The sequence below is a fragment of the Pseudomonas marginalis genome (assembly GCF_900105325.1).
GTDB classification, from domain to species: domain Bacteria; phylum Pseudomonadota; class Gammaproteobacteria; order Pseudomonadales; family Pseudomonadaceae; genus Aquipseudomonas; species Aquipseudomonas marginalis.
The window spans coordinates 3,130,900-3,153,478 of the sequence record NZ_FNSU01000003.1 but is presented as its reverse complement, the minus strand read 5'-3'; the positions used below and the strand labels follow the sequence as shown (position 1 = coordinate 3,153,478).

Genomic DNA, 22,579 nt, shown 5'->3' with positions numbered 1-22,579 from the left:
AGCATCGGGAGCAAGCCCCCTTCCACATTTTGATCGCATTGTTCCAGTAGAAATGCGGTCAAAATGTGGGAGGGGGCTTGCTCCCGATAGCTGTTTATCAGACGACCTTGTTCAAATCGTTATCCCGCGTCTCTTTCAGGCACAGCACAGCAATCAAGCTGAGCAACGCTGCCGCCGACACATACCCACCGACATAACTCAGCCCACCCATCGCCACCAGCTTGGTCGCGAAGAACGGTGCAGCCGAAGCGCCCACAATCCCACCCAGGTTATACGCTGCCGAAGCACCGGTATAACGCACGCGGGTCGGGAACAGTTCCGGCAGCATGGCGCCCATCGGCGCGAAGGTTACGCCCATCAGGAACAGCTCCAGCGCCAGGAACAATGCCACGGCCCAGGTCGAACCGTGGGTCAGCAGGGGCTCCATGGTGAAGCCGGACAGGATCGCCAGGATTGCGCCGACGATCAGCACCGGCCTGCGTCCGTAGCGATCACTGGCCAAGGCGGCCAAAGGCGTGGCAAGGCCCATGAACAATACGGCAAAGCACAGCAGCCCAAGGAATGTCTCGCGGCTGTAGCCCAAGGTCGACACGCCGTAGCTCAGGGAAAACGCAGTGGTGATGTAAAACAGCGCGTAGCACACCACCATCGACGCGGCGCCCAGCAGCACCGGCAGCCAATGCTGGCTGAATAACTCCACCAGCGGCACTTTCACCGGCTTTTCCTTGGCCACGGCGTTGGCGAACACCGGAGTTTCGTGCAGTTTCAAGCGTGCATACAGGCCGACCATCACCAGCGCCGCGCTGAGGATGAACGGAATACGCCAGCCCCAACTGCGGAACTGCTCGTCGTTGAGGCTCATGGCCAGGATCAGGAACAGGCCGTTGGCGGCCAGGAACCCGATGGAGGGGCCCAGTTGCGGAAACATGCCGAACCAGGCGCGTTTGCCTTTGGGCGCGTTCTCGGTGGCCAGCAAGGCGGCGCCGCCCCATTCCCCGCCCAACCCAAGGCCCTGGCCGAAACGCAGCACGCACAACAGGATCGGCGCCCAGGCCCCGATGCTGTCATAGCCGGGCAGCAAACCGATCAGCGTGGTGCACACGCCCATTAGCAGCAACGAGGCCACCAGCGTGGATTTTCGGCCGATACGGTCGCCAAAGTGGCCAAACAATGCCGAGCCCAGCGGACGCGCGATAAAGGCGATGCCAAAGGTCAGGAATGACGCCAGCATCTGCGCAGTGCCGGAGGTCTGCGGGAAGAACACCGGGCCGATCACCAGGGCTGCGGCGGTGGCGTAAATATAGAAGTCGTAGAACTCGATGGCGGTGCCGACGATGCTCGCGGTGGCGACTCGTGCAGTCGAGTTGGTCGGGGCGGCGGTCGCAGCCTCGTTATAGGTGGTGCTCATTGAGTTATCCCTGACAGTCGTTGCGCGTTTGGACGCGGATTATTATTGGGTCGAACCCCCTTGGATCAGGGTAGTGCGCGGGGCGGCTCGGGATGGGAGCGAACACCGGTCAGACACGATGCAGCGGAGCCTGGACGCGCGGAGTGCGGGTAGCACGCGGTCGGGCGGGGCTTGGGTAAGCCGCAGGGATTATAGGAAGGGGTGTGTGGATCCAACAAGGGGCTGACACGCTGCAAATCCAAATGTGGGAGGGGGCTTGCTCCCGATGGCAGTGGGTCAGTCCCCGAATGCAGTGAATGGCACACCGCTATCGGGAGCAAGCCCCCTCCCACATTGGATTTTGGTTTGTCAGGAGAGCTACGCGGCGACAGGCACTCGGCTGGTGTGCCAGATCAGCACTTTCGCTACGCGGTTGTCTTCGGTCTCGAGGATTTCCAGGCGATAGCGCCCGATCTTAAGGCACACCGCGCAATCCGGAATGGTTTCCAGCGCTTCGGTCACCAGGCCGTTGAGGGTCTTTGGGCCGTCGCTGGGCAGGTGCCAGCCCAGGCTCTTGTTCAGTTCGCGGATCGAGGCGGCGCCATCAATGATGTAGCGGCCGTCCGTCTGGGCTTCGATGTGCGGGTTGTCGGTGCTTTGCTCACTTTCGAATTCACCGACGATTTCTTCGAGGATGTCTTCCAGGGTGACGATGCCCAGCACTTCGCCGTACTCATCCACGACCATGCCCAGGCGCCGCTGCTGTTTGTGGAAGTTCAGCAGTTGCAGTTGCAGTGGGGTGCTTTCCGGGACGAAGTAGGGTTCGTGGCAGGCGGCGAGCAATGCGTCCTTGGTCAGGCTGGCATCGGGCAGCAGGTGCTGGACCTGGCGGGTATTGAGCACGGCCTGGACCTGGTTGATATCACTGTGGAACACCGGCAGGCGGGTGCGCGGGGAGGTGCGCAGTTGTTCGATGATGTCTTCAATCGAGTCGTCGAGGTTGATGCCGTCCACTTCACTGCGTGGCACCAGGATGTCATTGACCGTGATGTTGTCCAGCGCGTGGATGCCAGGCATGCCGGGGGTGCGGTCGGCGTCGGCATCAGGCTCGGGTTCGTCATCGTGGTCGGGTAGCGGTTCATCGCTCTTTTTAACCACCCCGGATTTGCGCGCAAACGGGCGCAATAACAGCAGGCTGATGCCGTTGAGCAGCCAGGCCAGGGGATAGAGGATTTTCAGCGGTACGCCCAGCAGCGTATTGCCAAAGCCCAGGATCGCTTGCGGATAACGGGTGGCCAGGGCGCGCGGCAGGTAGTCGGCCAGCACCAGCAGGAGTGCACAGGACATCAGCCAGCCGAGCCAAGGGCCGTTCTGTGCCCAAGCATAGATCGCCAGCAGGGTGCAGAGAATCACCACGGCGGCGCGACACAGGCTGTTGCACAGGATCAGGCTGTGACGCGGGAAATTCAGGCGGGCGGCCGCTTTGTCTCCCTGGCGAGTGCCGGGGCGCAGGGCCAGCAGGTGCTGTTGTGCGGCTTCGATGGCGGTAAACAGCCCGGCCCATAACACCAGCAAGGCGATTACCGCGAGCATCGGCCCCAGGGGCAAGTTGTCCATGATTGCTGCCCGTCAGATATGCAGGATGTATTCGCGAACCAGCTTGCTGCCGAAATAGGCCAGCATCAGCAGGCAGAAACCGGCCAGGGTCCAGCGGATCGCTTTATGCCCGCGCCAGCCGAGGCGGTTGCGGCCCCACAGCAGCACGCTGAACACGATCCAGGCCAGGCAGGCCAGCAGGGTCTTGTGCACCAGGTGCTGGGCAAACAGGTTTTCGACGAACAGCCAGCCGGAGATCAGCGACAGCGAAAGCAGGGTCCAGCCGGCCCACAGGAAACCGAACAGCAGGCTTTCCATGGTTTGCAGCGGTGGGAAGTTCTTGATCAGGCCGGAAGGGTGCTTGTGCTTGAGTTGGTGGTCCTGCAACAGCAGGAGCAGGGCCTGGAACACCGCGATGGTGAACATGCCATAGGCCAGGATCGACAACAGGATATGCGCGAGGATGCCGGGCTCTTCGTCAATCACCTGTACGGTGCCGGTGGGGGCGAACTGCGCCAGCAGCACCGTCAGCACGCCCAGGGGAAAGAGCAGGACCAGCAGGTTCTCGACGGGGATCCGGTAGCAGGCCAGCAATGTCAGCGCGATGACTGCTGCAGCGATCAGGCTGGCGGCGCTGAAAAAGTCCAGGCCCAGGCCAACCGGGGTCATCAGGTGGGTGAACAGGCTCGCGGTGTGGGCCAGCAGGGCGAGGACGCCCAGGCCGACCAGCAGGCGTTTGTCCGCCTTGGTGCCTTGGGCAAGACGAGTGCCCTGATAGAGGGTCGCAGCGGCATAAAGGAGTGCGGCGGCGAGGCTGGGTAGCAAACTGGGTGACAAGGGACCATAAATCCTGATAGACAAGCCCGAAAGGCGCTGAGTTTGGCATACACCTGCGTTCCACGAAAGACTCCCGGACCAGACAGCGGGTGTGCATGGACGCAGTCTTCGCTATAATCCGCGATCTGCCCACGCCGCAGGCTCGTCGAGCGCTGTGTTTAATAGCGATTTACCACAGCCTGGGCTGCCATTACCTCGGTCTACCAATGCATTTCGATGATTAGGGCCTGAAAGGATCGCGCATGTTTGAAAACTTGACTGACCGTCTCTCGCAGACGCTGCGCCATGTAACCGGCAAGGCCAAGCTGACCGAGGACAATATTAAAGACACCCTGCGCGAAGTGCGCATGGCGTTGCTGGAAGCCGACGTGGCCTTGCCAGTGGTGAAGGACTTCGTCAACTCGGTCAAAGAGCGCGCAGTGGGCACTGAAGTGTCCCGCAGCCTGACGCCGGGCCAGGCCTTTGTGAAGATCGTCCAGGCCGAACTCGAAAGCCTGATGGGTGCGGCCAACGAAGATTTGAACCTCAGTGCCGTGCCACCGGCCGTCGTGTTGATGGCCGGCCTGCAAGGTGCGGGCAAGACCACCACCGCCGGCAAGCTGGCGCGCTTCCTTAAAGAGCGCAAGAAGAAGTCCGTGATGGTGGTATCGGCCGACGTGTACCGTCCGGCGGCCATCAAGCAGCTGGAAATGCTCGCGGGCGAAGTGGGCGTGACCTTCTTCCCGTCCGACCTGAGCCAGAAGCCGGTCGACATCGCCAACGCCGCTATTAAAGAAGCAAGGCTCAAGTTCATCGACGTGGTCATCGTCGATACCGCCGGTCGCCTGCACATCGATGAAGAGATGATGGGCGAGATCAAGGCGCTGCATGCCGCGATCAACCCGGTCGAGACGCTTTTCGTGGTCGACGCCATGACCGGCCAGGATGCGGCCAATACCGCCAAGGCCTTCGGCGACGCGCTGCCGCTGACCGGCGTGATCCTCACCAAGGTCGACGGCGACGCCCGTGGCGGTGCCGCGCTGTCGGTGCGTGCCATCACCGGCAAGCCGATCAAGTTCATCGGTATGGGCGAGAAGAGCGAAGCGCTCGAACCGTTCCACCCTGAGCGTATCGCCTCGCGTATCCTCGGCATGGGTGACGTGCTCAGCCTGATCGAACAGGCCGAAGCGACGCTCGACAAGGACAAAGCCGATAAGCTTGCTAAAAAGTTGAAGAAGGGCAAGGGCTTCGACCTCGAAGACTTCCGCGACCAACTGCAACAAATGAAGAGCATGGGCGGCCTTGGCGGCCTGATGGACAAGCTGCCGAACATCGGCGGTGTGAACCTGGCGCAAATGGGCAATGCCCAGGGCGCGGCAGAGAAGCAGTTCAAGCAGATGGAAGCCATCATCAACTCCATGACCCCGGCCGAGCGCCGCGACCCTGAGCTGATCAGCGGTTCGCGCAAGCGTCGGATCGCCATGGGTTCCGGCACCCAGGTGCAGGACATCGGGCGCTTGATCAAGCAGCACAAGCAGATGCAGAAGATGATGAAGAAATTCTCCGCCAAGGGCGGAATGGCCAAGATGATGCGCGGCATGGGCGGTATGTTGCCCGGCGGCGGCATGCCGAAAATGTAAAGTATTCGAGCGGGAGTTCACTCCTGCTCCGACCCACAGGGATGTGGGATCTCCAGCAAACCCGCCGTTGGCGGGGGCTGACCTGCCGTTTTAACCGACGGCTCTCTAGCAGATCTGAATGGCCCGCTGATAGGCGCCAGAAAAAGACATTTGCAAAAGTCCGGATATTCCTTAGAATATGCGGCCTTTCGGGCACCTATGCCCGCTGTGCATTTAGATTTGCAGCACCGACTACAGGAACGATGTTCACATGCTAACAATCCGTCTTGCCCTTGGCGGCTCCAAAAAGCGCCCGTTTTACCACTTGACCGTAACTGACAGCCGCAACCCACGTGACGGCTCTCACAAGGAACAAGTAGGTTTCTTCAACCCGATCGCTCGTGGTCAAGAAGTCCGCCTGTCCGTGAACCAAGAGCGCGTAGCCTACTGGCTGAGCGTTGGTGCACAACCGTCTGAGCGTGTTGCCAAGTTGTTGAAGGACTCGGCTAAGGCCGCAGCCTGAGCAATATGAACGCGACGCCAACTGTTGCTGATGATTTGATCGTTATCGGCAAGATTTATTCTGTTCATGGCGTTCGCGGCGAAGTGAAGGTGTATTCCTTTACTGATCCGACTGAAAACCTGTTGCAGTACAAGACCTGGACGCTCAAGCGCGAAGGTAGTGTGAAACAGGTCGAGCTGGTCAGTGGACGCGGGAGCGATAAGTTCCTGGTCGCAAAGCTCAAGGGTCTTGATGATCGTGAAGAAGCTCGTCTTCTGGCCGGTTATGAGATCTGCGTGCCGCGCAACCTGTTCCCTGAATTGACCGACGGCGAGTACTACTGGTACCAGTTGGAAGGTCTGAAGGTTATTGATCAACTCGGGCAATTGTTCGGGAAAATCGATCATCTTCTGGAAACCGGCGCCAATGATGTAATGGTGGTCAAGCCTTGCGCTGGCAGCCTGGATGATCGCGAACGCCTGTTGCCCTATACCGAGCAATGCGTGTTGGCTGTCGACCTGGCGGCGGGCGAGATGAAGGTGGAATGGGACGCGGACTTCTAAGCGTGGCTAATTTGCGCATTGAAGTGATCAGTTTGTTTCCCGAGATGTTCTCCGCCATCAGCGAGTACGGCATCACCAGTCGGGCGGTGAAACAGGGGCTGTTGCAGCTCACCTGTTGGAACCCGCGAGACTACACGACGGATCGACATCACACTGTGGACGATCGCCCATTTGGCGGTGGCCCGGGCATGGTGATGAAGATCAAGCCCTTGGAAGATGCATTGGTTGAGGCCAAGGCTGCTGCCGGGGAGAAGGCGAAGGTGATTTACCTGTCCCCTCAAGGCCGTCAGCTGAAACAGGCTGCGGTACGCGACATGGCGAATGAGGAAGCATTAATCCTGATTGCCGGTCGCTATGAAGGCATTGACGAGCGCTTTATTGAGGCTCATGTCGATGAAGAGTGGTCGATTGGGGACTATGTCCTGTCTGGCGGCGAGCTGCCGGCGATGGTCCTGATAGATGCGGTTACACGACTGCTGCCTGGAGCTTTAGGGCATGCGGACTCCGCGGAGGAAGATTCCTTCACGGATGGTTTGCTGGATTGCCCGCACTACACCCGACCGGAGGTGTATGCGGATCAGCGTGTTCCCGACGTATTGCTAAGTGGCAATCACGCACACATCCGGCGTTGGCGTTTACAGCAGTCCCTTGGTCGGACCTATGAACGACGCGCCGATCTTCTGGAAAGCCGCTCGCTTTCTGGAGAAGAGAAGAAGCTGCTCGAGGAATACATCCTCGCGCGGGACGATAGTTAACAACGTATCGATGGTAGGTCCATTGACTTACCTTAGGAGCACAGCATGACTAACAAAATCATCCTTGCACTCGAAGCAGAGCAGATGACCAAAGAGATCCCTACCTTTGCCCCGGGCGACACTATTGTCGTCCAGGTGAAAGTGAAGGAAGGCGACCGTTCGCGTCTGCAAGCGTTCGAAGGCGTGGTAATCGCCAAGCGTAACCGTGGTGTGAACAGTGCTTTCACTGTTCGTAAAATCTCCAACGGTGTTGGCGTAGAGCGTACTTTCCAGACCTACAGCCCGCAAATCGACAGCATGGCCGTCAAGCGTCGCGGTGACGTACGTAAAGCCAAGCTGTACTACCTGCGTGACCTGTCCGGTAAAGCAGCTCGCATCAAGGAAAAACTGGCTTAAGTCCAGCTTCCCGATGCAGAAAAAAGCAGCCTACGGGCTGCTTTTTTGTGCCCGCGATTTGAGGTCCGGGATAGGATCTACCTGATTCCGCCATTTTTCTGTTCGAGTCCCTATGCCCGCCATCGACCACCCCCTGATCGACCGTTTCCTCGATGCCCTATGGCTGGAAAAAGGCCTGTCAGATAACACCCGCCAGGCCTACCGCAGCGACCTGGCGCTGTTCAACGGCTGGCTGCAGGAGAAACACCTGGAACTGATCAATGCCGGCCGCGAGCTGATCCTCGATCACCTGGCCTGGCGTCTGGAGCAGAACTACAAACCCCGTTCCACTGCACGATTTCTCTCCGGTGTGCGTGGCTTTTATCGCTATTTGCTCAGGGAGAAACTGATTACCCTCGATCCGACCCTGCAAATCGATATGCCGCAACTGGGCAGGCCCTTGCCCAAATCCCTGTCGGAAGCCGACGTCGATGCCTTGCTCGCTGCGCCCGACCTCAGCGAAGCCATCGGCCAGCGTGACCGCGCCATGCTGGAAGTGTTGTATGCCTGTGGCCTGCGGGTCACGGAGCTGATCAGCCTGACTCTGGAGCAAGTCAATCTGCGCCAGGGGGTGCTGCGGGTAATGGGCAAGGGCAGCAAGGAGCGGCTGGTGCCGATGGGGGAGGAAGCGATTATGTGGGTCGAGCGCTACATGCGCGATGCCCGTAGCGAGCTGCTTGGCGGGCGGCCCAGCGATGTGCTGTTTCCCAGCCAACGCGGCGAACAGATGACCCGCCAGACGTTCTGGCATCGCATCAAACACCAGGCCAAGGTCGCGGGGATCGGCAAGAGCCTGTCGCCCCACACTTTGCGCCATGCATTCGCCACCCATTTGCTCAACCACGGTGCGGATTTGCGCGTGGTGCAAATGCTGCTCGGGCACAGCGACTTATCCACCACCCAGATCTACACCCATGTGGCGCGTGCGCGCTTGCAGGATATGCATGCCAAGCACCACCCGCGAGGCTGAAAAGCGCCAATTTATTCCTCCACGGGCTGCCCTGCGGCCCAACTGTGGTAGGCTTTGCCGGTTAGCAAAGGGGACCGCCCGCACCCGTGTTTCCGTATTGGCGCGCCTGCACCCGTCCCTGCATCTGCCTTCAGGAGTTTCCATGCGCTTGACCCAGATTATTGCCGCCGCAGCCATTGCGTTGGTTTCCACCTTTGCCGTCGCCGATGACGCTGCCGAGCAGACCATCCGCAAGAGCCTGGCCAACCTGCAACTCGACACCCCGATCGAAAGCATCAGTGCCAGCCCCATGGCCGGCCTGTATGAAGTCAAGCTCAAGGGCAGCCGCGTGCTGTACGCCAGTGCAGACGGTCAGTACATCGTCCAGGGCTACCTGTTCCAGCTCAAGGACGGCAAGCCGGTCAACCTGACCGAGAAAGCCGAGCGCCTGGGCGTGTCCAAGCTGATCAACGGCATCCCGGTGGCTGAAACCGTGGTTTACCCGGCTATCGGCGAGACCAAGACCCATATCACCGTGTTCACCGACACCACCTGCCCGTACTGCCACAAGTTGCATGCCGAAGTGCCTGCGCTGAACAAGCTGGGTGTGGAAGTCCGCTACGTAGCGTTCCCGCGCCAGGGCCTGGGTTCGCCAGGCGACGAGCAGTTGCAGGCCGTATGGTGCTCGGCCGACAAGAAAGCGGCCATGGACAAGATGGTCGATGGCAAGGAAATCAAGGCCGCCAAGTGCGCCAACCCGGTGTCGAAGCAATTTGCCCTGGGCCAGTCCATCGGCGTCAACGGTACACCGGCCATCGTTTTGGCTGACGGCCAGGTGATTCCGGGCTACCAGCCGGCACCACAAGTTGCCAAACTGGCGCTGGGTGCCAAATAAACCAGCATCGTCGAACCTTTGGCGATCATGGCTCGTGGATAAGTCGACGGGCCATTAATTGAAAGCCGCAGTTGTGTGGCTGTTTTTCACGGCCGACCTAGCGTCGGCCGTTTCATGGGGAGTTCTTCAGTGAAACCGGTCAAAGTAGGCATCTGTGGGTTAGGGACCGTCGGTGGCGGCACCTTCAACGTACTTCAGCGTAATGCTGAAGAAATTTCCCGCCGTGCAGGGCGTGGGATTGAAGTGGCGCAAATTGCCACGCGTTCGCCAAAGCCTCAGTTCCAAACGACCGGTATTGCGATTACCAACGATGTCTTCGCCGTGGCCACCAACCCTGAAATCGATATCGTCATCGAGCTGGTGGGCGGTTACACCGTGGCTCGCGAGCTGGTGCTCAAGGCGATCGAAAACGGCAAGCACGTGGTCACCGCCAACAAGGCGCTGATCGCCGTACACGGCAACGAGATCTTCGCCAAGGCCCGCGAGAAAGGCGTGATCGTGGCGTTCGAAGCCGCGGTTGCCGGCGGTATCCCGGTGATCAAGGCGATCCGTGAAGGCCTGTCCGCCAACCGCATCAACTGGGTGGCCGGCATCATCAACGGCACCGGTAACTTCATCCTCACCGAAATGCGCGAGAAGGGCCGTACCTTCGAAGACGTACTGGCCGAAGCCCAGGCCCTGGGGTATGCCGAAGCCGACCCGACATTCGACGTGGAAGGCATCGACGCGGCGCACAAGCTGACCATCCTGGCGTCCATCGCCTTTGGTATCCCGCTGCAGTTCGACAAGGCCTACACCGAAGGCATCACCAAGCTGACCACTGCCGACGTGAACTACGCCGAAGCCCTGGGCTACCGCATCAAGCACCTCGGTGTCGCGCGCAGCACCCCGGCGGGTATCGAGTTGCGTGTGCACCCGACGCTGATCCCGGCCGACCGCTTGATCGCCAACGTCAATGGGGTGATGAACGCCGTGATGGTCAACGGTGATGCCGCTGGTTCCACGCTGTTCTACGGCGCCGGTGCCGGCATGGAGCCGACCGCTTCGTCGGTGATCGCCGACCTCGTGGACGTGGTGCGCGCCATGACCAGCGACCCGGAAAACCGCGTGCCGCACCTGGCCTTCCAGCCGGATTCGCTGTCGGCCCACCCGATCCTGCCGATCGAGGCATGCGAAAGCGCCTACTACCTGCGCATCCAGGCCAAGGATCACCCGGGCGTGTTGGCCCAGGTGGCCAGCATCCTGTCGGAGCGCGGTATCAACATCGAGTCGATCATGCAGAAGGAAGTCGAGGAGCAGAACGGCCAGGTGCCGATGATCCTGCTGACCCACCGGGTGCTCGAGCAGCACATCAACGATGCCATCCAGTCCCTGGAAGCTCTCCAGGGTGTGGTTGGGCCGGTAGTACGGATTCGCGTCGAACATTTGAATTAATCCAGCTGCAAGCTATTGGCTGCAAGCTGCAAGTAAAAGCCGATCAGCTTTAACTTGCCGCTTGTAGCTTGAAGCTTGAAGCTCAAACCAAAGGTTTGCTTTTATGCGCTACATCAGCACCCGCGGCCAGGCACCGGCCCTGAATTTCGAAGACGTCTTGCTGGCAGGCCTTGCCACTGACGGCGGCCTGTACGTGCCGGAAAACCTGCCACGCTTTACCCAGGAAGAAATCGCTTCGTGGGCCGGCCTGCCGTACCACGAGCTGGCGTTCCGGGTGATGCGCCCGTTCGTCACCGGCAGCATCCCCGATGCGGATTTCAAAAAGATTCTGGAAGAGACCTACGGCGTGTTTTCCCACAGCGCCATCGCGCCTCTGCGCCAGCTCAACAGCAACGAATGGGTGCTCGAGCTGTTCCATGGCCCGACCCTGGCGTTCAAAGACTTCGCCCTGCAACTGCTGGGTCGCCTGCTGGACTACGTGCTGGAGAAACGCGGCGAGCGCGTGGTGATCATCGGCGCCACCTCGGGTGATACCGGTTCGGCCGCCATCGAAGGCTGCAAGCACTGCGAAAACGTCGACATCTTCATCCTGCACCCGCACAAGCGTGTCTCGGAAGTACAGCGCCGCCAGATGACCACCATCTTCGGCGAGAACATCCATAACATCGCCATCGAAGGCAACTTCGACGACTGCCAGGAAATGGTCAAGAACAGCTTCGCCGACCAGGACTTCCTCAAAGGCACACGCCTGGTGGCGGTGAACTCGATCAACTGGGCGCGGATCATGGCCCAGATCGTCTACTACTTCCACGCCTCGCTGCAGTTGGGTGGCCCGGCGCGCTCGGTGTCGTTCTCGGTGCCGACCGGCAATTTCGGCGACATCTTCGCCGGCTACCTGGCCCGTAACATGGGCCTGCCGGTCAACCAGTTGATCGTCGCCACCAACCGTAACGACATCCTGCACCGCTTCATGAGCGGCAACCAATACGTCAAGGAAACCCTGCACGCCACCTTGTCGCCGTCCATGGACATCATGGTGTCGTCGAACTTCGAACGCCTGCTGTTCGACATGCACGGTCGCAACGGCGCAGCCATCGCCGGCTTGATGGACACCTTCAAGAGCGGCGGCGGTTTCAGCGTTGATGAAGAGCGCTGGACCGAAACCCGCAAGCTGTTCGACTCCCTGGCCGTGGACGACGCGCAGACCTGTGAAACCATCGCCGAGGTCTACGCCCAGACCGGCGAGCTGCTCGACCCGCACACCGCCATTGGGGTGAAGGCCGCCCGCGAATGCCGTCGTAGCCTGGATATCCCGATGGTGATCCTCGGCACCGCCCATCCAGTGAAATTCCCGGAAGCGGTGGAGAAGGCGGGTGTCGGCAAGGCGCTGGAACTGCCGGTGCACCTGACAGACCTGTTCGAGCGTGAAGAGCGTTGCACGGTGCTGCCGAATGACTTGAAGGCGATGCAGGCGTTTGTCAGCCAGCATGGCAATCGTGGCAAGCCTTTGTAAGGCAGGTCACCAAGACAAAAACGCCGCTTTCCCTTCCTTGGGTCAGCGGCGTTTTTTGTTTCTGGCAGGCCCGACAGCGTGCCGTTTACAAGAGCAACTTAATCGCTACTCCAGTAATCGAAGCAATCGTTGCGACCACGGCCATTGCTACGCCCATGGGGTACCAGAAAGTTTCACAGTTTATTTTCAGGGATTCCGATCTGAGCTTATCTTGCTCAGCCTGCATGCGTGATATTTCTGCGTAAATGCGCCTTACATCGGCATGCATTTTCTCCATCGTCGCCAGTCGCTCATCGTTTTCCACCATCGCATTCCTCCTTCGCAATAAGGGCCTTTGGCATACGCTTTACCCACGTGGCACTGTGATCAGCGCTCATCGAGTATAGGATTCACCCATGGCCTGCGCGGCAGGGGAAGCCCAAAACAGCAGCCCATTGCGTAAGCATTTATGTGCCGCCGTTTTTTGCCTGTCATGTTGCAAGCGCATGCTGGAAACGTCATCCCCCGACAACCCCGCATAAACGAAAAAGCGAACTTTCCTACGTCACAACCAGTCACTTAGGATAGATGCAGCTCCCGTTTACAAGAATGTTTGCGAACTATTGAGTGGTGATCGAGATGGAAAGTATCAGCCTATTGCTCGAAGAGGCACTGAGCCCTTATCAGGTGACGTTGACCACCGCAGGTGTGCAGGAAGAGTGCCTGGTAACCGTGAAGAACCCCGCCGGTGCGATCATGGTCGAGCGTGAAGTCGACCGGGCGCAATTGCTCGATAAGCGCCTATTGGTGGATGTGGTGGATTGCCTGCTGCGTGATCTCAAGATCGCTGAAGGACGCCTGGAACCCTCGGTCATCGCGGCCTTGCGCAACGCCGCCCAGACCCGCAGCGCTGCCGTTGCATGAAGAATTGTTTATAGATGGAAACTTCCCACGTCATGGCCGGTCAGATTTCGTAACAGCAAGAGCAAACATTGTGCTCCGGTGTTTGTGCCTTGTTGTACTGGTCTTTGTAGGCCACGTTTAACCCCGAAGTGTCTCCCCACTCTTCGGGGTTTCTTTTTGCCTGGGATTTGTCACGGCGCTGGCGAGTCCTGGAAAAAGCTCGGGTTGTCTCGCAGGTAATGTTCACGCATGACAGGGTCCAGCCAGGCGGCATAGGACTGTTGTACTCGTGCCAGCGGGAGGCTGGGCAGAACCTGGTTGATCCGTTCCATGGCTTCGCGCCCCTCAGGTGTATCCGAGCAGCCGATATGCGTGCGCTGGTAAGGCGCTGTGCCCTTGATGGGGTAGAAGCTGAGGTCGTCGGCTGCGATCCCCTGTTGCATCGCGTGGTAGCGGATTTCCGGCCAATAGCCCAGCACTGCCTCCAGCCGGCCCAGGCGCTGCATCTGCAGCAAGCTGCCAAGGGCATCGTTGCCGTAGTGCAGTGCCAGTTTGTGTGTGTCGGCCTGTTTCAGTCGCTCATCGATAACGGCGCCGTAGCTGCGTTCCGCGATCGCGCCTACCCTTGCCTTAGGGGCGTCGAAGAAGGCCTGCAGGTCAAATTGGCCGTCTACGATAAACGCCGCCAGGGCGCCCTGCTGGCTGCGTCGGATCGTGATGCCATTACTGGCGACCACAAACGCCTGCCTGGAAAATACGATGTACCTGGCCCGCTCGGCCGTCCACAGCAAGGATGGATCGCAGGTGAGCGTGGGTTCGCGCAGCATCTGCATGCCGCGCGCGCGATTGACGTGCATTACCTGGTGGCGATATTCCGGCAAGTGTCCGATCAGTATCGGCAGCAACTGGTCCAGGGCACCCTGGCCTTTGCCTGGCCCTTCGAAGATGGTCAGCGGCGGCAAGTCGCGCAATAACCAGATCAACGTGCCCTCTGCGCTCGCCGGTACGGGCCAGCCGCCGGCCAGCATGGCGGCCAGGTACAGCGCAATGAGCCAGTGTTTGCAGCCGTGGGGCATCAGATTGCACCTTGCTCACGCAGGCGGACAATGGCGGCGGCGTCGTATCCCAGCTCGCCCAACACCACGCCGTTGTGTTCACCCAGTTGCGGCCCCACCCATTCGCAACTGCCCGGTGTGTCCGACAGCTTGGGCACGATGCCCGGCATCTTGAAGTCCTTGCCGCCGGGAAGCCGGGCCTTGAGGAACATCTCGCGCGCGAGGAATTGCGGGTCGCCCAGCATGTCCTCGGCGCTGTAGATACGGCTGGCGGGCACTTCAGCCTTGTTGAGTTGCTCCACCACCTGCTCCAGCGGCAGCGAGTTCACCCAGCGATCAATCACGCCATAGAGTTCATCGCGACGGCTATCGCGCCCGTCATTGCTGGCCAGTTGTGGATCGTTCGCCAGGTCTTCCCGGCCGATGGCACTCATGAAGCGTTTGAAGATGGCATCGCCGTTGGCACCGATCTGTACGTGCTTGCCGTCCGCGCTGGTGTGGATCGACGACGGCGTGATGCCTGGCATGATGTTGCCGGTACGTTCGCGAATAAACCCGAATACGTCGAACTCGGGGATCATGCTTTCCATCATGGCGAAGATGGCTTCATACAGCGCCACATCGACCACCTGGCCCACACCGCCGTTAACCTCGCGATGACGCAGCGCCATCAAGGCGCCGATGACCGCCCACAGCGCGGCGATGGAGTCACCAATGGAGATTCCGGTGCGCACCGGCGGGCGATCTTCGAAACCGGTGATATAGCGCAGCCCGCCCATGGACTCGCCCACTGCGCCAAACCCGGGCTGGTCTTTCATCGGCCCGGTCTGGCCAAAACCCGAGAGGCGCACCATCACCAGTTTCGGATTCAGCCCATGCAGGGTTTCCCAGCTCAGGCCAAGCTTCTCCAGTACGCCGGGACGGAAGTTTTCGATCAGGATGTCGGCGTCTGCCAGCAGTTGCTTGAGAATCGCCAGCCCGTCCGGGTGCTTGAGGTTCAACGTCAGGGACTTTTTGTTGCGCGCCTGCACAAACCACCATAACGAGGTGCCTTCATACAGCTTGCGCCATTTGCGCAACGGGTCGCCGCCGTCCGGGGATTCGACCTTGACCACCTCGGCACCGAATTCAGCACAAATGCGTGAGGCGAAGGGCCCGGCGATCAGGGTGCCGAGTTCGATGACTTTCAGGCCGGCAAGCGGTTTGGCATTAAACGACATGGGGATCCTTGTCTGCGCAGAACGGTGATGTGAAGCCTTTTAACATAGGCGAGCAGGCCAGGGATAAGGATGATGCAGCGCAGGATTCGTTGAATGGCCTCGCCATCGGTTAGACTGGCCGCCTTTCCCTGTCTCTAGAAGCCCGTTCATGGCCCAGCCGTCCACGACCTACAAATTCGAACTCAACCTCACCGACCTCGACCGTTCGGTGTACGAGAGCGTCAAGCAGACCATCGCTCGCCACCCCTCGGAAACTGAAGAACGCATGACCGTGCGTCTGCTGGCCTACGCCCTTTTTTACAACGAACAGTTGGCGTTCGGTCGTGGCCTGTCAGATGTAGACGAGCCAGCCCTGTGGGAAAAAAGCCTGGATGATCGGGTTTTGCATTGGATCGAAGTCGGCCAGCCGGATGCCGACCGCCTGACCTGGTGCTCGCGCCGCACCGAGCGCACCAGCCTGCTGGCATACGGCAGCTTGCGCGTTTGGGAGGGCAAAGTGGTGCCGGTGGCGAACAACCTGAAGAATGTACACATCGCAGCAGTGCCCCAGGAGATTCTGGAGGTCCTGGCCAAGGACATGCCCCGCGTGATCAAGTGGGACGTGATGATCAGTGAAGGCACGATCTTCGTCACCGACGACCGTGGCCAGCACGAAGTGCAACTGCAATGGCTGGTCGGCGAACGCGGTTGAATTGGAGCTGCAAGCCTCAAGCTTGAAGCTTGAAGCTTGAAGCTTGTAGCTAAAATCCCCCTACAGAGAACTCCCCAACGTCCCATGCGTATCGATCCCCGCCCGTTGCCCGCCGTCTTGCCCTTCCTGGGTGAATTGCCACCGCTATTGACCCGTCTCTACGCCGCTCGTGGCGTGCAGTCCGAGGCCGAGCTGGACAAGAGCCTGGCGCGGTTGATTCCCTATCAGCAGCTCAAGGGCATCGACGCGGCGGTGGACTTGCTGGTGACGGCATTGGAGCAGCGCCAGCGCATCCTCATCGTCGGTGACTTCGACGCCGATGGTGCCACCGCCAGCACCGTAGGTACCCTGGGCCTGCGTTTGCTCGGTGCGGCCCATGTCGATTACCTGGTGCCCAACCGCTTCGAATACGGCTATGGGCTGACCCCGGAAATCGTCGCTGTGGCCCTGCAGCGCGAGCCGCAGTTGCTGATCACCGTGGACAATGGCATCTCCAGTGTCGAAGGCGTGGCGGCGGCGAAAGCGGCGGGGTTGCAGGTATTGGTGACCGATCACCACTTGCCTGGTGATGAGCTGCCGGCGGCGGATGCCATCGTCAACCCGAACCAGCCGGGCTGTGAGTTCCCGAGCAAGGCCCTGGCCGGCGTGGGCGTGATCTTCTACGTACTGATGGCCCTGCGCGCGCGTTTGCGCAGTTTGGGCTGGTATGAAAACAAGCCTCAACCCAACATTGGCGAGCTGCTCGACCTGGTCGCCCTGGGCAGCGTCGCCGACGTGGTTCCCCTGGACGCCAATAATCGCATCCTCGTGCATCAGGGCCTGGAGCGTATTCGTGCCGGTCGCGCACGGCCGGGGATCAAGGCGATCCTCGAAGTGGCCAAGCGGGATGCAGCGCGCATCACCTCCACCGACCTCGGCTTTATCCTCGGGCCACGCTTGAACGCCGCCGGGCGCCTGGACGATATGAGCCTGGGCATCGAATGCCTGCTCACCACGGATTTCGCCGCGGCACGGGAAATGGCCGCACAACTGGACGGCATGAACCAGGACCGCAAATCCATCGAGCAGGGCATGCAGCGCGAAGCCCTGGCTCAGCTCAAGGACTTGCCGGTGGACTCAATGCCCTACGGCTTGTGCCTGTTTGATCCGGACTGGCACCAAGGTGTGATCGGCATTCTTGCGTCGCGCATGAAGGAGCGGTACTTCCGCCCCACCATTGCCTTCGCCGATGCAGGCGATGGGCTGCTCAAGGGCTCAGGGCGCTCTGTGCAAGGCTTCCACATCCGCGATGCCCTGGCGGTGGTCGCGAGCCAGCACCCCAACCTGATCAGCAAATATGGCGGCCACGCCATGGCGGCGGGGTTGACCTTGCCCGAGGAAAACTTCCCACTGTTTGCCGAGGCCTTTGACGCCGAAGTGCGTCGGCAGCTGCGCGAAGAAGACCTCACCGGGCGCCTGCTGTCCGATGGCACCCTGGCGGTGGAAGAGTTTCACCTGGAACTGGCGCGCGCATTGCGCCACGCCGGGCCGTGGGGGCAGCACTTTCCCGAGCCGTTGTTCCATGGCGTGTTCCAACTGGTCGAGCAGCGGGTAGTAGGGGAGCGGCACCTGAAAGTGGTGCTCAAGAGCGAATGCGGGTCGGTGAAGCTCGATGGCATTGCCTTCGGCGTCGACCGGGAAGTCTGGCCGAACCCGACCGTGCGTTGGGTGGAGTTGGCCTACAAGCTGGATGTGAACGAGTTTCGTGGCAATGAAACCGTGCAATTGATGATCGCGCATATCGAACCGCGTTAAATCTCACTGACACCACAAACAACTGTGGGAGGGGGGCTTGCCCCGATAGCGGTGTTTCAGTCAGCTTACCTCTAGCTGACCCACCGTCATCGGGGGCAAGCCCCCCCCACATTTTTTATCGCCTACAGCCTGAGATTACTCGGCTTTGTCCTTGGCCTGGTGTTTGACGATGATATCCACCAACCGCTTGGCCAGTGCCGGATAGTTCTCATCGAAGTGATGCCCGCCCGGCAGTTTCACCGCCTCGCCCACGGCGGTCTTGTCGGTGCAGCCACTCTCGTCGACTTCTTCGGCACCGTAGATGCACACCACCTTGTCAGCCGGCAGCTTGGCCATTTCCGGGCCGGTCGCAGCTTCTTTGCCGGCGTTGCCCAGCCAGCCTTCCACTTCGATTTCAAAGCTGCCGGTGCGGGCGAAGGCCAGCAGGATGATGACGTCCACACGCTGTTGTTCGTTTTCCGGCAGGCGGTTGTAGATCGCCGGCAGTACGTCGGCACCGAACGAGTAACCGGTCAGTACAAAGCGCTTGGTGCCCCACTTCTGCCGGTAGTGCTGCATCAGCTCGGTGAGGTCCTTGGCGCTTTGTTCCGGGGTCTTGTGCTGCCAGTAGTAGCGCAGGGTGTCGATGCCGACCACCGGGTAGCCGATCTTGGCCATTTCGCCGGCCACGTCGCGGTCGAGGTCACGCCAGCCGCCATCACCGGAAAGGAACAACGTCACGGTGTCCTTGGCCTGGCCAGCCGGCACTTCCACCACGGGAATCGCCAGGCCGCCGTTGTCCGAACCCACCAGTTGCTTGCGCAGTTCGTTGTTCAGCACTTGCGGATAGTGAATGTCGTAGTCGCTGATACTGGTAGTGGCGCGCGGGGTGTCACGTACGAAACTGGCGCTTTCATCGTCAGGGTTGTCGTTCCAGGCCACCAGCCAATTACCGTGTGCGGCGGTTTTCGGCAGTGGGTCCTTGCACCCTTCCTGCACCAACGCGAAGCCGACGGAGATGGCGTTGGCCTTGTCGTCGCTCTGAGTGGCCAGCCAGCGCCAGGCGAGGGCGGCGCCAGGGCCGATGCCGCTGACCAGGGTCGCGGGGCCCTTGAGCTGGCCCAGGGCGCTTTGCAGCGCTTGTTCCTGGAGCTTGCAGTCATCCTTTGGCAGGATCACCTGGACGATCTGCGCCTTGCCGCCCTGGCTCAGGGTAATCAACTGGCTATTGGTCAGTGTTTCGTCAGCCATCACCGCCACCGCGACGCGGGCTTTCGGGGTGCCGGCCGGGGTCACGCGGGTCATCACCGAGCCGTCGGCCTGGGGCAGTTGCTCCAGGGTCGGCTGCGGGGCAGGGCGGTTCCAGAACCAAAAGCCGCCACCCAGGACCAGGGCGAGCAGCACTACAAAGGCCAATACATACCGCCAGGAGCGTCGAATCATCAGCGTTTCACCAATCCAGTCAAGCCGCCCGCGATCAGGGCGGCGGTATCGGCCAGTGCCACCAGCGGGTCAAGTCCTGCGGGCACGGCCATGTAACGGGGTTCCCAGTCAGGCTGGAACTTGTCTTTGAAGCGGCGCAAGCCTTGGAAGTTATACAGTTGCTCGCCGCGACGGAACACCATCGAGCCCAGGCGCTGGGTCAGTGGCGCGCCGCGTCGCGGTTGCAGGCCCGACAATGGCACCATGCCGAGGCTGAAGCGGGCGTAGCCGTGACTCTTATAGTGTTGAATCAGGCCGACCATCATGAATTCCATGGTCAACTTGGGCGCATCCGGGTGGGCGCGCATCAGGTCGAGACTGGCCAGGTCGTGGTTGTAGGTCTCGAGCAGGTTGGCGAAGGCCACCGGGCGGCCTTCGAAGCGAATGATCGCGATACGAAAGTGCTTGAGGTAGTCGTCGCTGAAGCGTCCGAGGGAAAAGCCTTTTTCCCGCACATTCTTACCGGTAAGCCAGGCGTCCGAGATGACTTTTAATTCATCCATCGGTGCCGTGCCGGGTTCAAAGATCTCCAGGGACAGGCCGTCCCGGGTGCCACGGTTCCAGGTGTAGCGCAGGTCCTTCATCTCTTTGCCCTTGGCTTCCAGGTCAAAGCGTTTCAGGTCGACGCGGGCTTCCTCGCCCAGCTTGATCGCGGTGAGGCCGATGTCCATGTAATAGGGCAGGTTCTCGGCGCGTACCTGATAGAACACCGGGCGCGCATGATGGATGTCGCACAGGTCGCGGAACTGCCAGATCATTTCGGCACGTGGCTGGGTCGGACCGATCGGGTCATACAAGGCCACCAGGCTGCGGCCGCGACGGGCATACATCAGGAACGCTTCGTCATTCGGGTGGAACAGCAGCGCCTTGTCGCCGGTCAGCGCCAGGCCGCCGTCGGGTTGCGACGATGCCATCAGGATCTTGCTGGCGCGTTCCAGTTCCTCGGGTGTCGGCAGGTGGATCACCGGGCGTGCGGTGCGCAGCAGCCAGGTCAGCGAGACGATGACCAGCAGCACGGCGGCGCCCAGCAGCGAGCGCAGGCCGCGCGGGGCATTGGCATCGAGGGTGAACTGCCACCACAGTTGATGGCTGTACGGTACATCTTGATACGCGAACAGCAGCAGCCAGATAGAAGCCCCCAGCACACAGACGCTGGCCACCAGATACAGCGGTGAGAAAGGCAGCTCGGTCAGGCGGCTGGCGCGATAGAACGAGCGGCGGAAGATCGCCAGCAGTATCGCCGTCATGGTCATCAGGCTGGCTTCTTCCCAATCGAACCCCTTGAGCAGCGAGAGCAGGGCGCCCACCAGCAGCAGCACCATGGTCAGCATCCACGCAGCCGACAGGCGTCGACGCAGGCCCTGGGCCAGCAACAGGCACAGCACGCCGATCAGGCTGGCACCGAAGTGCGAGGCGTCAATCAGGCGGTGGGGGATCAGGAAGCCGATGTTTTCCAGGCGTGAGTCGATTTCTGGCGTGGCGCCGGAAAACAGCAGGACCACGCCGGACAAAAAAACCAGTACGGCCAGCACCGGCGCCGCCAAACCCGAGGCTACCCGCAGGCTTTGCTGAGTCTGGAACAGGCGCTGCGCTTCGTTGACCAGCAGGAATACGCAGGCGATCAGCAGCGGCAGGACCACGTAGATCATGCGGTACAGCAGTAGGGCGGCAGCCAATGGCGCGGCACCGAGCTTGTCGGCGAATGCGGCGAGCAGGATGGCTTCAAATACGCCCACGCCCCCTGGCACATGGCTGAGCACACCAGCGGCCAGCGCCAGCAGGTACACGAGCAGGAACGGGCCGAAAGGCGGTGCTTCCGGCAGCAGCATATAAAGGACGGTGGCGGCAGCGGCAACGTCCAGTGCGGTGATGATCAGTTGCAGGAATGTCAGGCGGCGACCGGGCAGACGCAGGGTCCGACGCCCGGCTTTTACCAGCAGGTTGTCCGGGTAGGGTTGTTCCGGCAGGCGGCGGCGATAGATGCCGATGCACAACATGGCCGACAGCAACAGCACTGCGCCGGCAACGCCGCCGAGCACCGTTTGTGGCAAATGCAGGTAGGTCGACGCTGCCGGCAAGTTGCTCAGCGTGGCCAATGCAGCCAGCGGGGGCAGGGCGCAGCCCAGTGCCAGGCTGGCGAACACGGTCATGTGGGCGACTTCCGAAGCCCCGATGCCATGGCGTGCATATAAACGGTAGCGTACCGAGCCGCCCGAGAGCATCGACAGGCCAATGGCATTGCCGATCGCAAAGGCAGTAAAGCCGCCAAGGGCCAAGGTCTTGGCCGGCAGGTTCACCCCGGCATAGCGTGCGCCGGAAAATTCATAGCCCAGCAGAATGACAAACCCGGCGACGGCGGCGGCGAACGCACCGAGCAATGCGGGTTTGGGGACTTCCAGGATCGAGTCGTGGAGAGCGTAGAGGTCCAGCTCCAATAGCAGGTGCCGACAGGCGATCAGGGCGATTGCGAACAGCAACAAGGTCACGGCCAGCCCGATGGGTTGCCGGTATTTGCTCAACAGATCCAGCCAGCGCAAGCGGGTGGGGGCGATAGGTTGTTCTGCTGTGACGGTGTCTTGTGGTTCAGACGAGTTGGCGCGCATCAATCACCTCGTGGATTGTGCGCGACAGGATGGAGGTATCCAGCCAAGTTACCAATCCCTATGGACAAAATAATTACAAATATTAACGCGGATCACCGGGGGCGGCGACTGCGGCCATTGGTCGTAGAGGCGTAAGCATAGCGTGCAATGAGATGGACTCTACAAACCGTGTACGGTTTCATGAAAGATGCCATGCCATTGTTTCAGAAGAACTTTTTCATCGGATACAAAAAAGGCCACTCTTTCGAGTAGCCTTTTTTGATGTTTGGTTGCGGGAGCCGGATTTGAACCGACGACCTTCGGGTTATGAGCCCGACGAGCTACCAGACTGCTCCATCCCGCGTCTGTGGGCGGCATTCTACAGCCAGATGGCGAGGTGTCAACCGTTAATGAGCCGATGGGTCAAATA

The 22,579-nt window shown here is 60.5% G+C and carries 20 protein-coding genes and 1 tRNA gene; 12 read left to right on the top strand and 9 right to left on the bottom strand.

The genetic code is table 11. The features are described 5' to 3' along the window. Positions 1-97: 97 nt before the first annotated feature. The 3 genes from BLW22_RS23835 to BLW22_RS23825 form a co-directional block, all read right to left on the bottom strand. On the bottom strand, positions 98-1,408 hold the full coding sequence (locus tag BLW22_RS23835) for an MFS transporter (RefSeq protein ID WP_065924834.1): 1,311 nt from the start codon (positions 1,406-1,408) through the stop codon (positions 98-100). A 357-nt stretch (positions 1,409-1,765) separates the two neighbouring features. Beyond that, positions 1,766-3,004, bottom strand: coding sequence for a transporter associated domain-containing protein (locus BLW22_RS23830; protein WP_065924833.1), 1,239 nt, complete (start codon positions 3,002-3,004; stop codon positions 1,766-1,768). Between the two features lie 12 nt (positions 3,005-3,016). Continuing rightward, positions 3,017-3,808: a cytochrome C assembly family protein gene (locus BLW22_RS23825; protein ID WP_413038082.1), complete on the bottom strand. Its 792-nt coding sequence runs from the start codon at positions 3,806-3,808 to the stop codon at positions 3,017-3,019. Between the two features lie 254 nt (positions 3,809-4,062). Between BLW22_RS23825 and ffh the strand changes: the two genes are divergently transcribed. The 9 genes from ffh (at position 4,063) to thrC (ending at position 12,464) form a co-directional block, all read left to right on the top strand. Next, positions 4,063-5,439, top strand: a complete 1,377-nt coding sequence (ffh, locus tag BLW22_RS23820; RefSeq protein ID WP_065924831.1) for a signal recognition particle protein — start codon at positions 4,063-4,065, stop codon at positions 5,437-5,439. Positions 5,440-5,689: 250 nt separating this feature from the next. Continuing rightward, positions 5,690-5,941: a 30S ribosomal protein S16 gene (rpsP, locus tag BLW22_RS23815; RefSeq protein WP_003238923.1), complete on the top strand. Its 252-nt coding sequence runs from the start codon at positions 5,690-5,692 to the stop codon at positions 5,939-5,941. A 5-nt stretch (positions 5,942-5,946) separates the two neighbouring features. Further along, a complete protein-coding gene (gene rimM / locus BLW22_RS23810; RefSeq protein WP_027605457.1) occupies positions 5,947-6,483 on the top strand; it encodes a ribosome maturation factor RimM in 537 nt (178 codons plus the stop codon). Beyond that, positions 6,465-7,238 carry a tRNA (guanosine(37)-N1)-methyltransferase TrmD gene (trmD, locus tag BLW22_RS23805; RefSeq protein ID WP_174562741.1) on the top strand — a complete coding sequence of 258 codons (774 nt, stop codon included), beginning with the start codon at positions 6,465-6,467 and terminating at the stop codon, positions 7,236-7,238. The genes rimM and trmD overlap by 19 nt, the downstream gene beginning before the upstream one ends. Positions 7,239-7,283: 45 nt before the next feature. Continuing rightward, positions 7,284-7,634: a 50S ribosomal protein L19 gene (gene rplS, locus BLW22_RS23800; protein ID WP_003175895.1), complete on the top strand. Its 351-nt coding sequence runs from the start codon at positions 7,284-7,286 to the stop codon at positions 7,632-7,634. A gap of 112 nt (positions 7,635-7,746) precedes the next feature. Further along, on the top strand, positions 7,747-8,643 hold the full coding sequence (gene xerD / locus BLW22_RS23795) for a site-specific tyrosine recombinase XerD (protein ID WP_074847566.1): 897 nt from the start codon (positions 7,747-7,749) through the stop codon (positions 8,641-8,643). A 142-nt stretch (positions 8,644-8,785) separates the two neighbouring features. Further along, on the top strand, positions 8,786-9,517 hold the full coding sequence (locus BLW22_RS23790; RefSeq protein ID WP_027605460.1) for a thioredoxin fold domain-containing protein: 732 nt from the start codon (positions 8,786-8,788) through the stop codon (positions 9,515-9,517). A 129-nt stretch (positions 9,518-9,646) separates the two neighbouring features. Continuing rightward, positions 9,647-10,951 (top strand): homoserine dehydrogenase, encoded by a 1,305-nt coding sequence (locus BLW22_RS23785; RefSeq protein WP_074847565.1) that lies wholly within the window; start codon positions 9,647-9,649, stop codon positions 10,949-10,951. A 103-nt stretch (positions 10,952-11,054) separates the two neighbouring features. Beyond that, positions 11,055-12,464, top strand: coding sequence for a threonine synthase (gene thrC, locus BLW22_RS23780; protein ID WP_074847564.1), 1,410 nt, complete (start codon positions 11,055-11,057; stop codon positions 12,462-12,464). An 85-nt stretch (positions 12,465-12,549) separates the two neighbouring features. Here thrC and BLW22_RS23775 read toward each other — a convergent pair whose 3' ends face one another. Next, a complete protein-coding gene (locus tag BLW22_RS23775; protein ID WP_027605463.1) occupies positions 12,550-12,771 on the bottom strand; it encodes a hypothetical protein in 222 nt (73 codons plus the stop codon). Between the two features lie 311 nt (positions 12,772-13,082). Between BLW22_RS23775 and BLW22_RS23770 the strand changes: the two genes are divergently transcribed. Further along, a complete protein-coding gene (locus BLW22_RS23770; RefSeq protein ID WP_065924827.1) occupies positions 13,083-13,367 on the top strand; it encodes a DUF3509 domain-containing protein in 285 nt (94 codons plus the stop codon). A 170-nt stretch (positions 13,368-13,537) separates the two neighbouring features. On the opposite strand, the gene BLW22_RS23765 is transcribed toward BLW22_RS23770, so the two are convergent. Further along, positions 13,538-14,422 carry a TIGR02285 family protein gene (locus tag BLW22_RS23765; RefSeq protein ID WP_074847563.1) on the bottom strand — a complete coding sequence of 295 codons (885 nt, stop codon included), beginning with the start codon at positions 14,420-14,422 and terminating at the stop codon, positions 13,538-13,540. Then, positions 14,422-15,621, bottom strand: coding sequence for a CaiB/BaiF CoA transferase family protein (locus BLW22_RS23760; RefSeq protein WP_027605466.1), 1,200 nt, complete (start codon positions 15,619-15,621; stop codon positions 14,422-14,424). Before BLW22_RS23760 ends, BLW22_RS23765 begins: the two co-directional genes overlap by 1 nt. A 148-nt stretch (positions 15,622-15,769) precedes the next feature. Between BLW22_RS23760 and BLW22_RS23755 the strand changes: the two genes are divergently transcribed. Beyond that, positions 15,770-16,312, top strand: coding sequence for a YaeQ family protein (locus tag BLW22_RS23755; RefSeq protein WP_032890801.1), 543 nt, complete (start codon positions 15,770-15,772; stop codon positions 16,310-16,312). 84 nt (positions 16,313-16,396) lie between these two features. Further along, positions 16,397-18,106: a single-stranded-DNA-specific exonuclease RecJ gene (gene recJ / locus BLW22_RS23750; RefSeq protein ID WP_065924825.1), complete on the top strand. Its 1,710-nt coding sequence runs from the start codon at positions 16,397-16,399 to the stop codon at positions 18,104-18,106. A gap of 135 nt (positions 18,107-18,241) precedes the next feature. Here the strand turns inward: recJ and BLW22_RS23745 are convergent, their stop codons facing one another. The 3 genes from BLW22_RS23745 to BLW22_RS23735 form a co-directional block, all read right to left on the bottom strand. Next, positions 18,242-19,528, bottom strand: coding sequence for a virulence factor family protein (locus BLW22_RS23745; RefSeq protein WP_074847562.1), 1,287 nt, complete (start codon positions 19,526-19,528; stop codon positions 18,242-18,244). Then, entirely contained in the window at positions 19,528-22,170 is a 2,643-nt protein-coding gene (gene mprF, locus BLW22_RS23740) for a bifunctional lysylphosphatidylglycerol flippase/synthetase MprF (RefSeq protein ID WP_065925010.1), read from the bottom strand. Before mprF ends, BLW22_RS23745 begins: the two co-directional genes overlap by 1 nt. A gap of 266 nt (positions 22,171-22,436) precedes the next feature. Beyond that, a tRNA-Met gene (locus tag BLW22_RS23735) sits at positions 22,437-22,513 on the bottom strand. Positions 22,514-22,579: the final 66 nt, after the last annotated feature.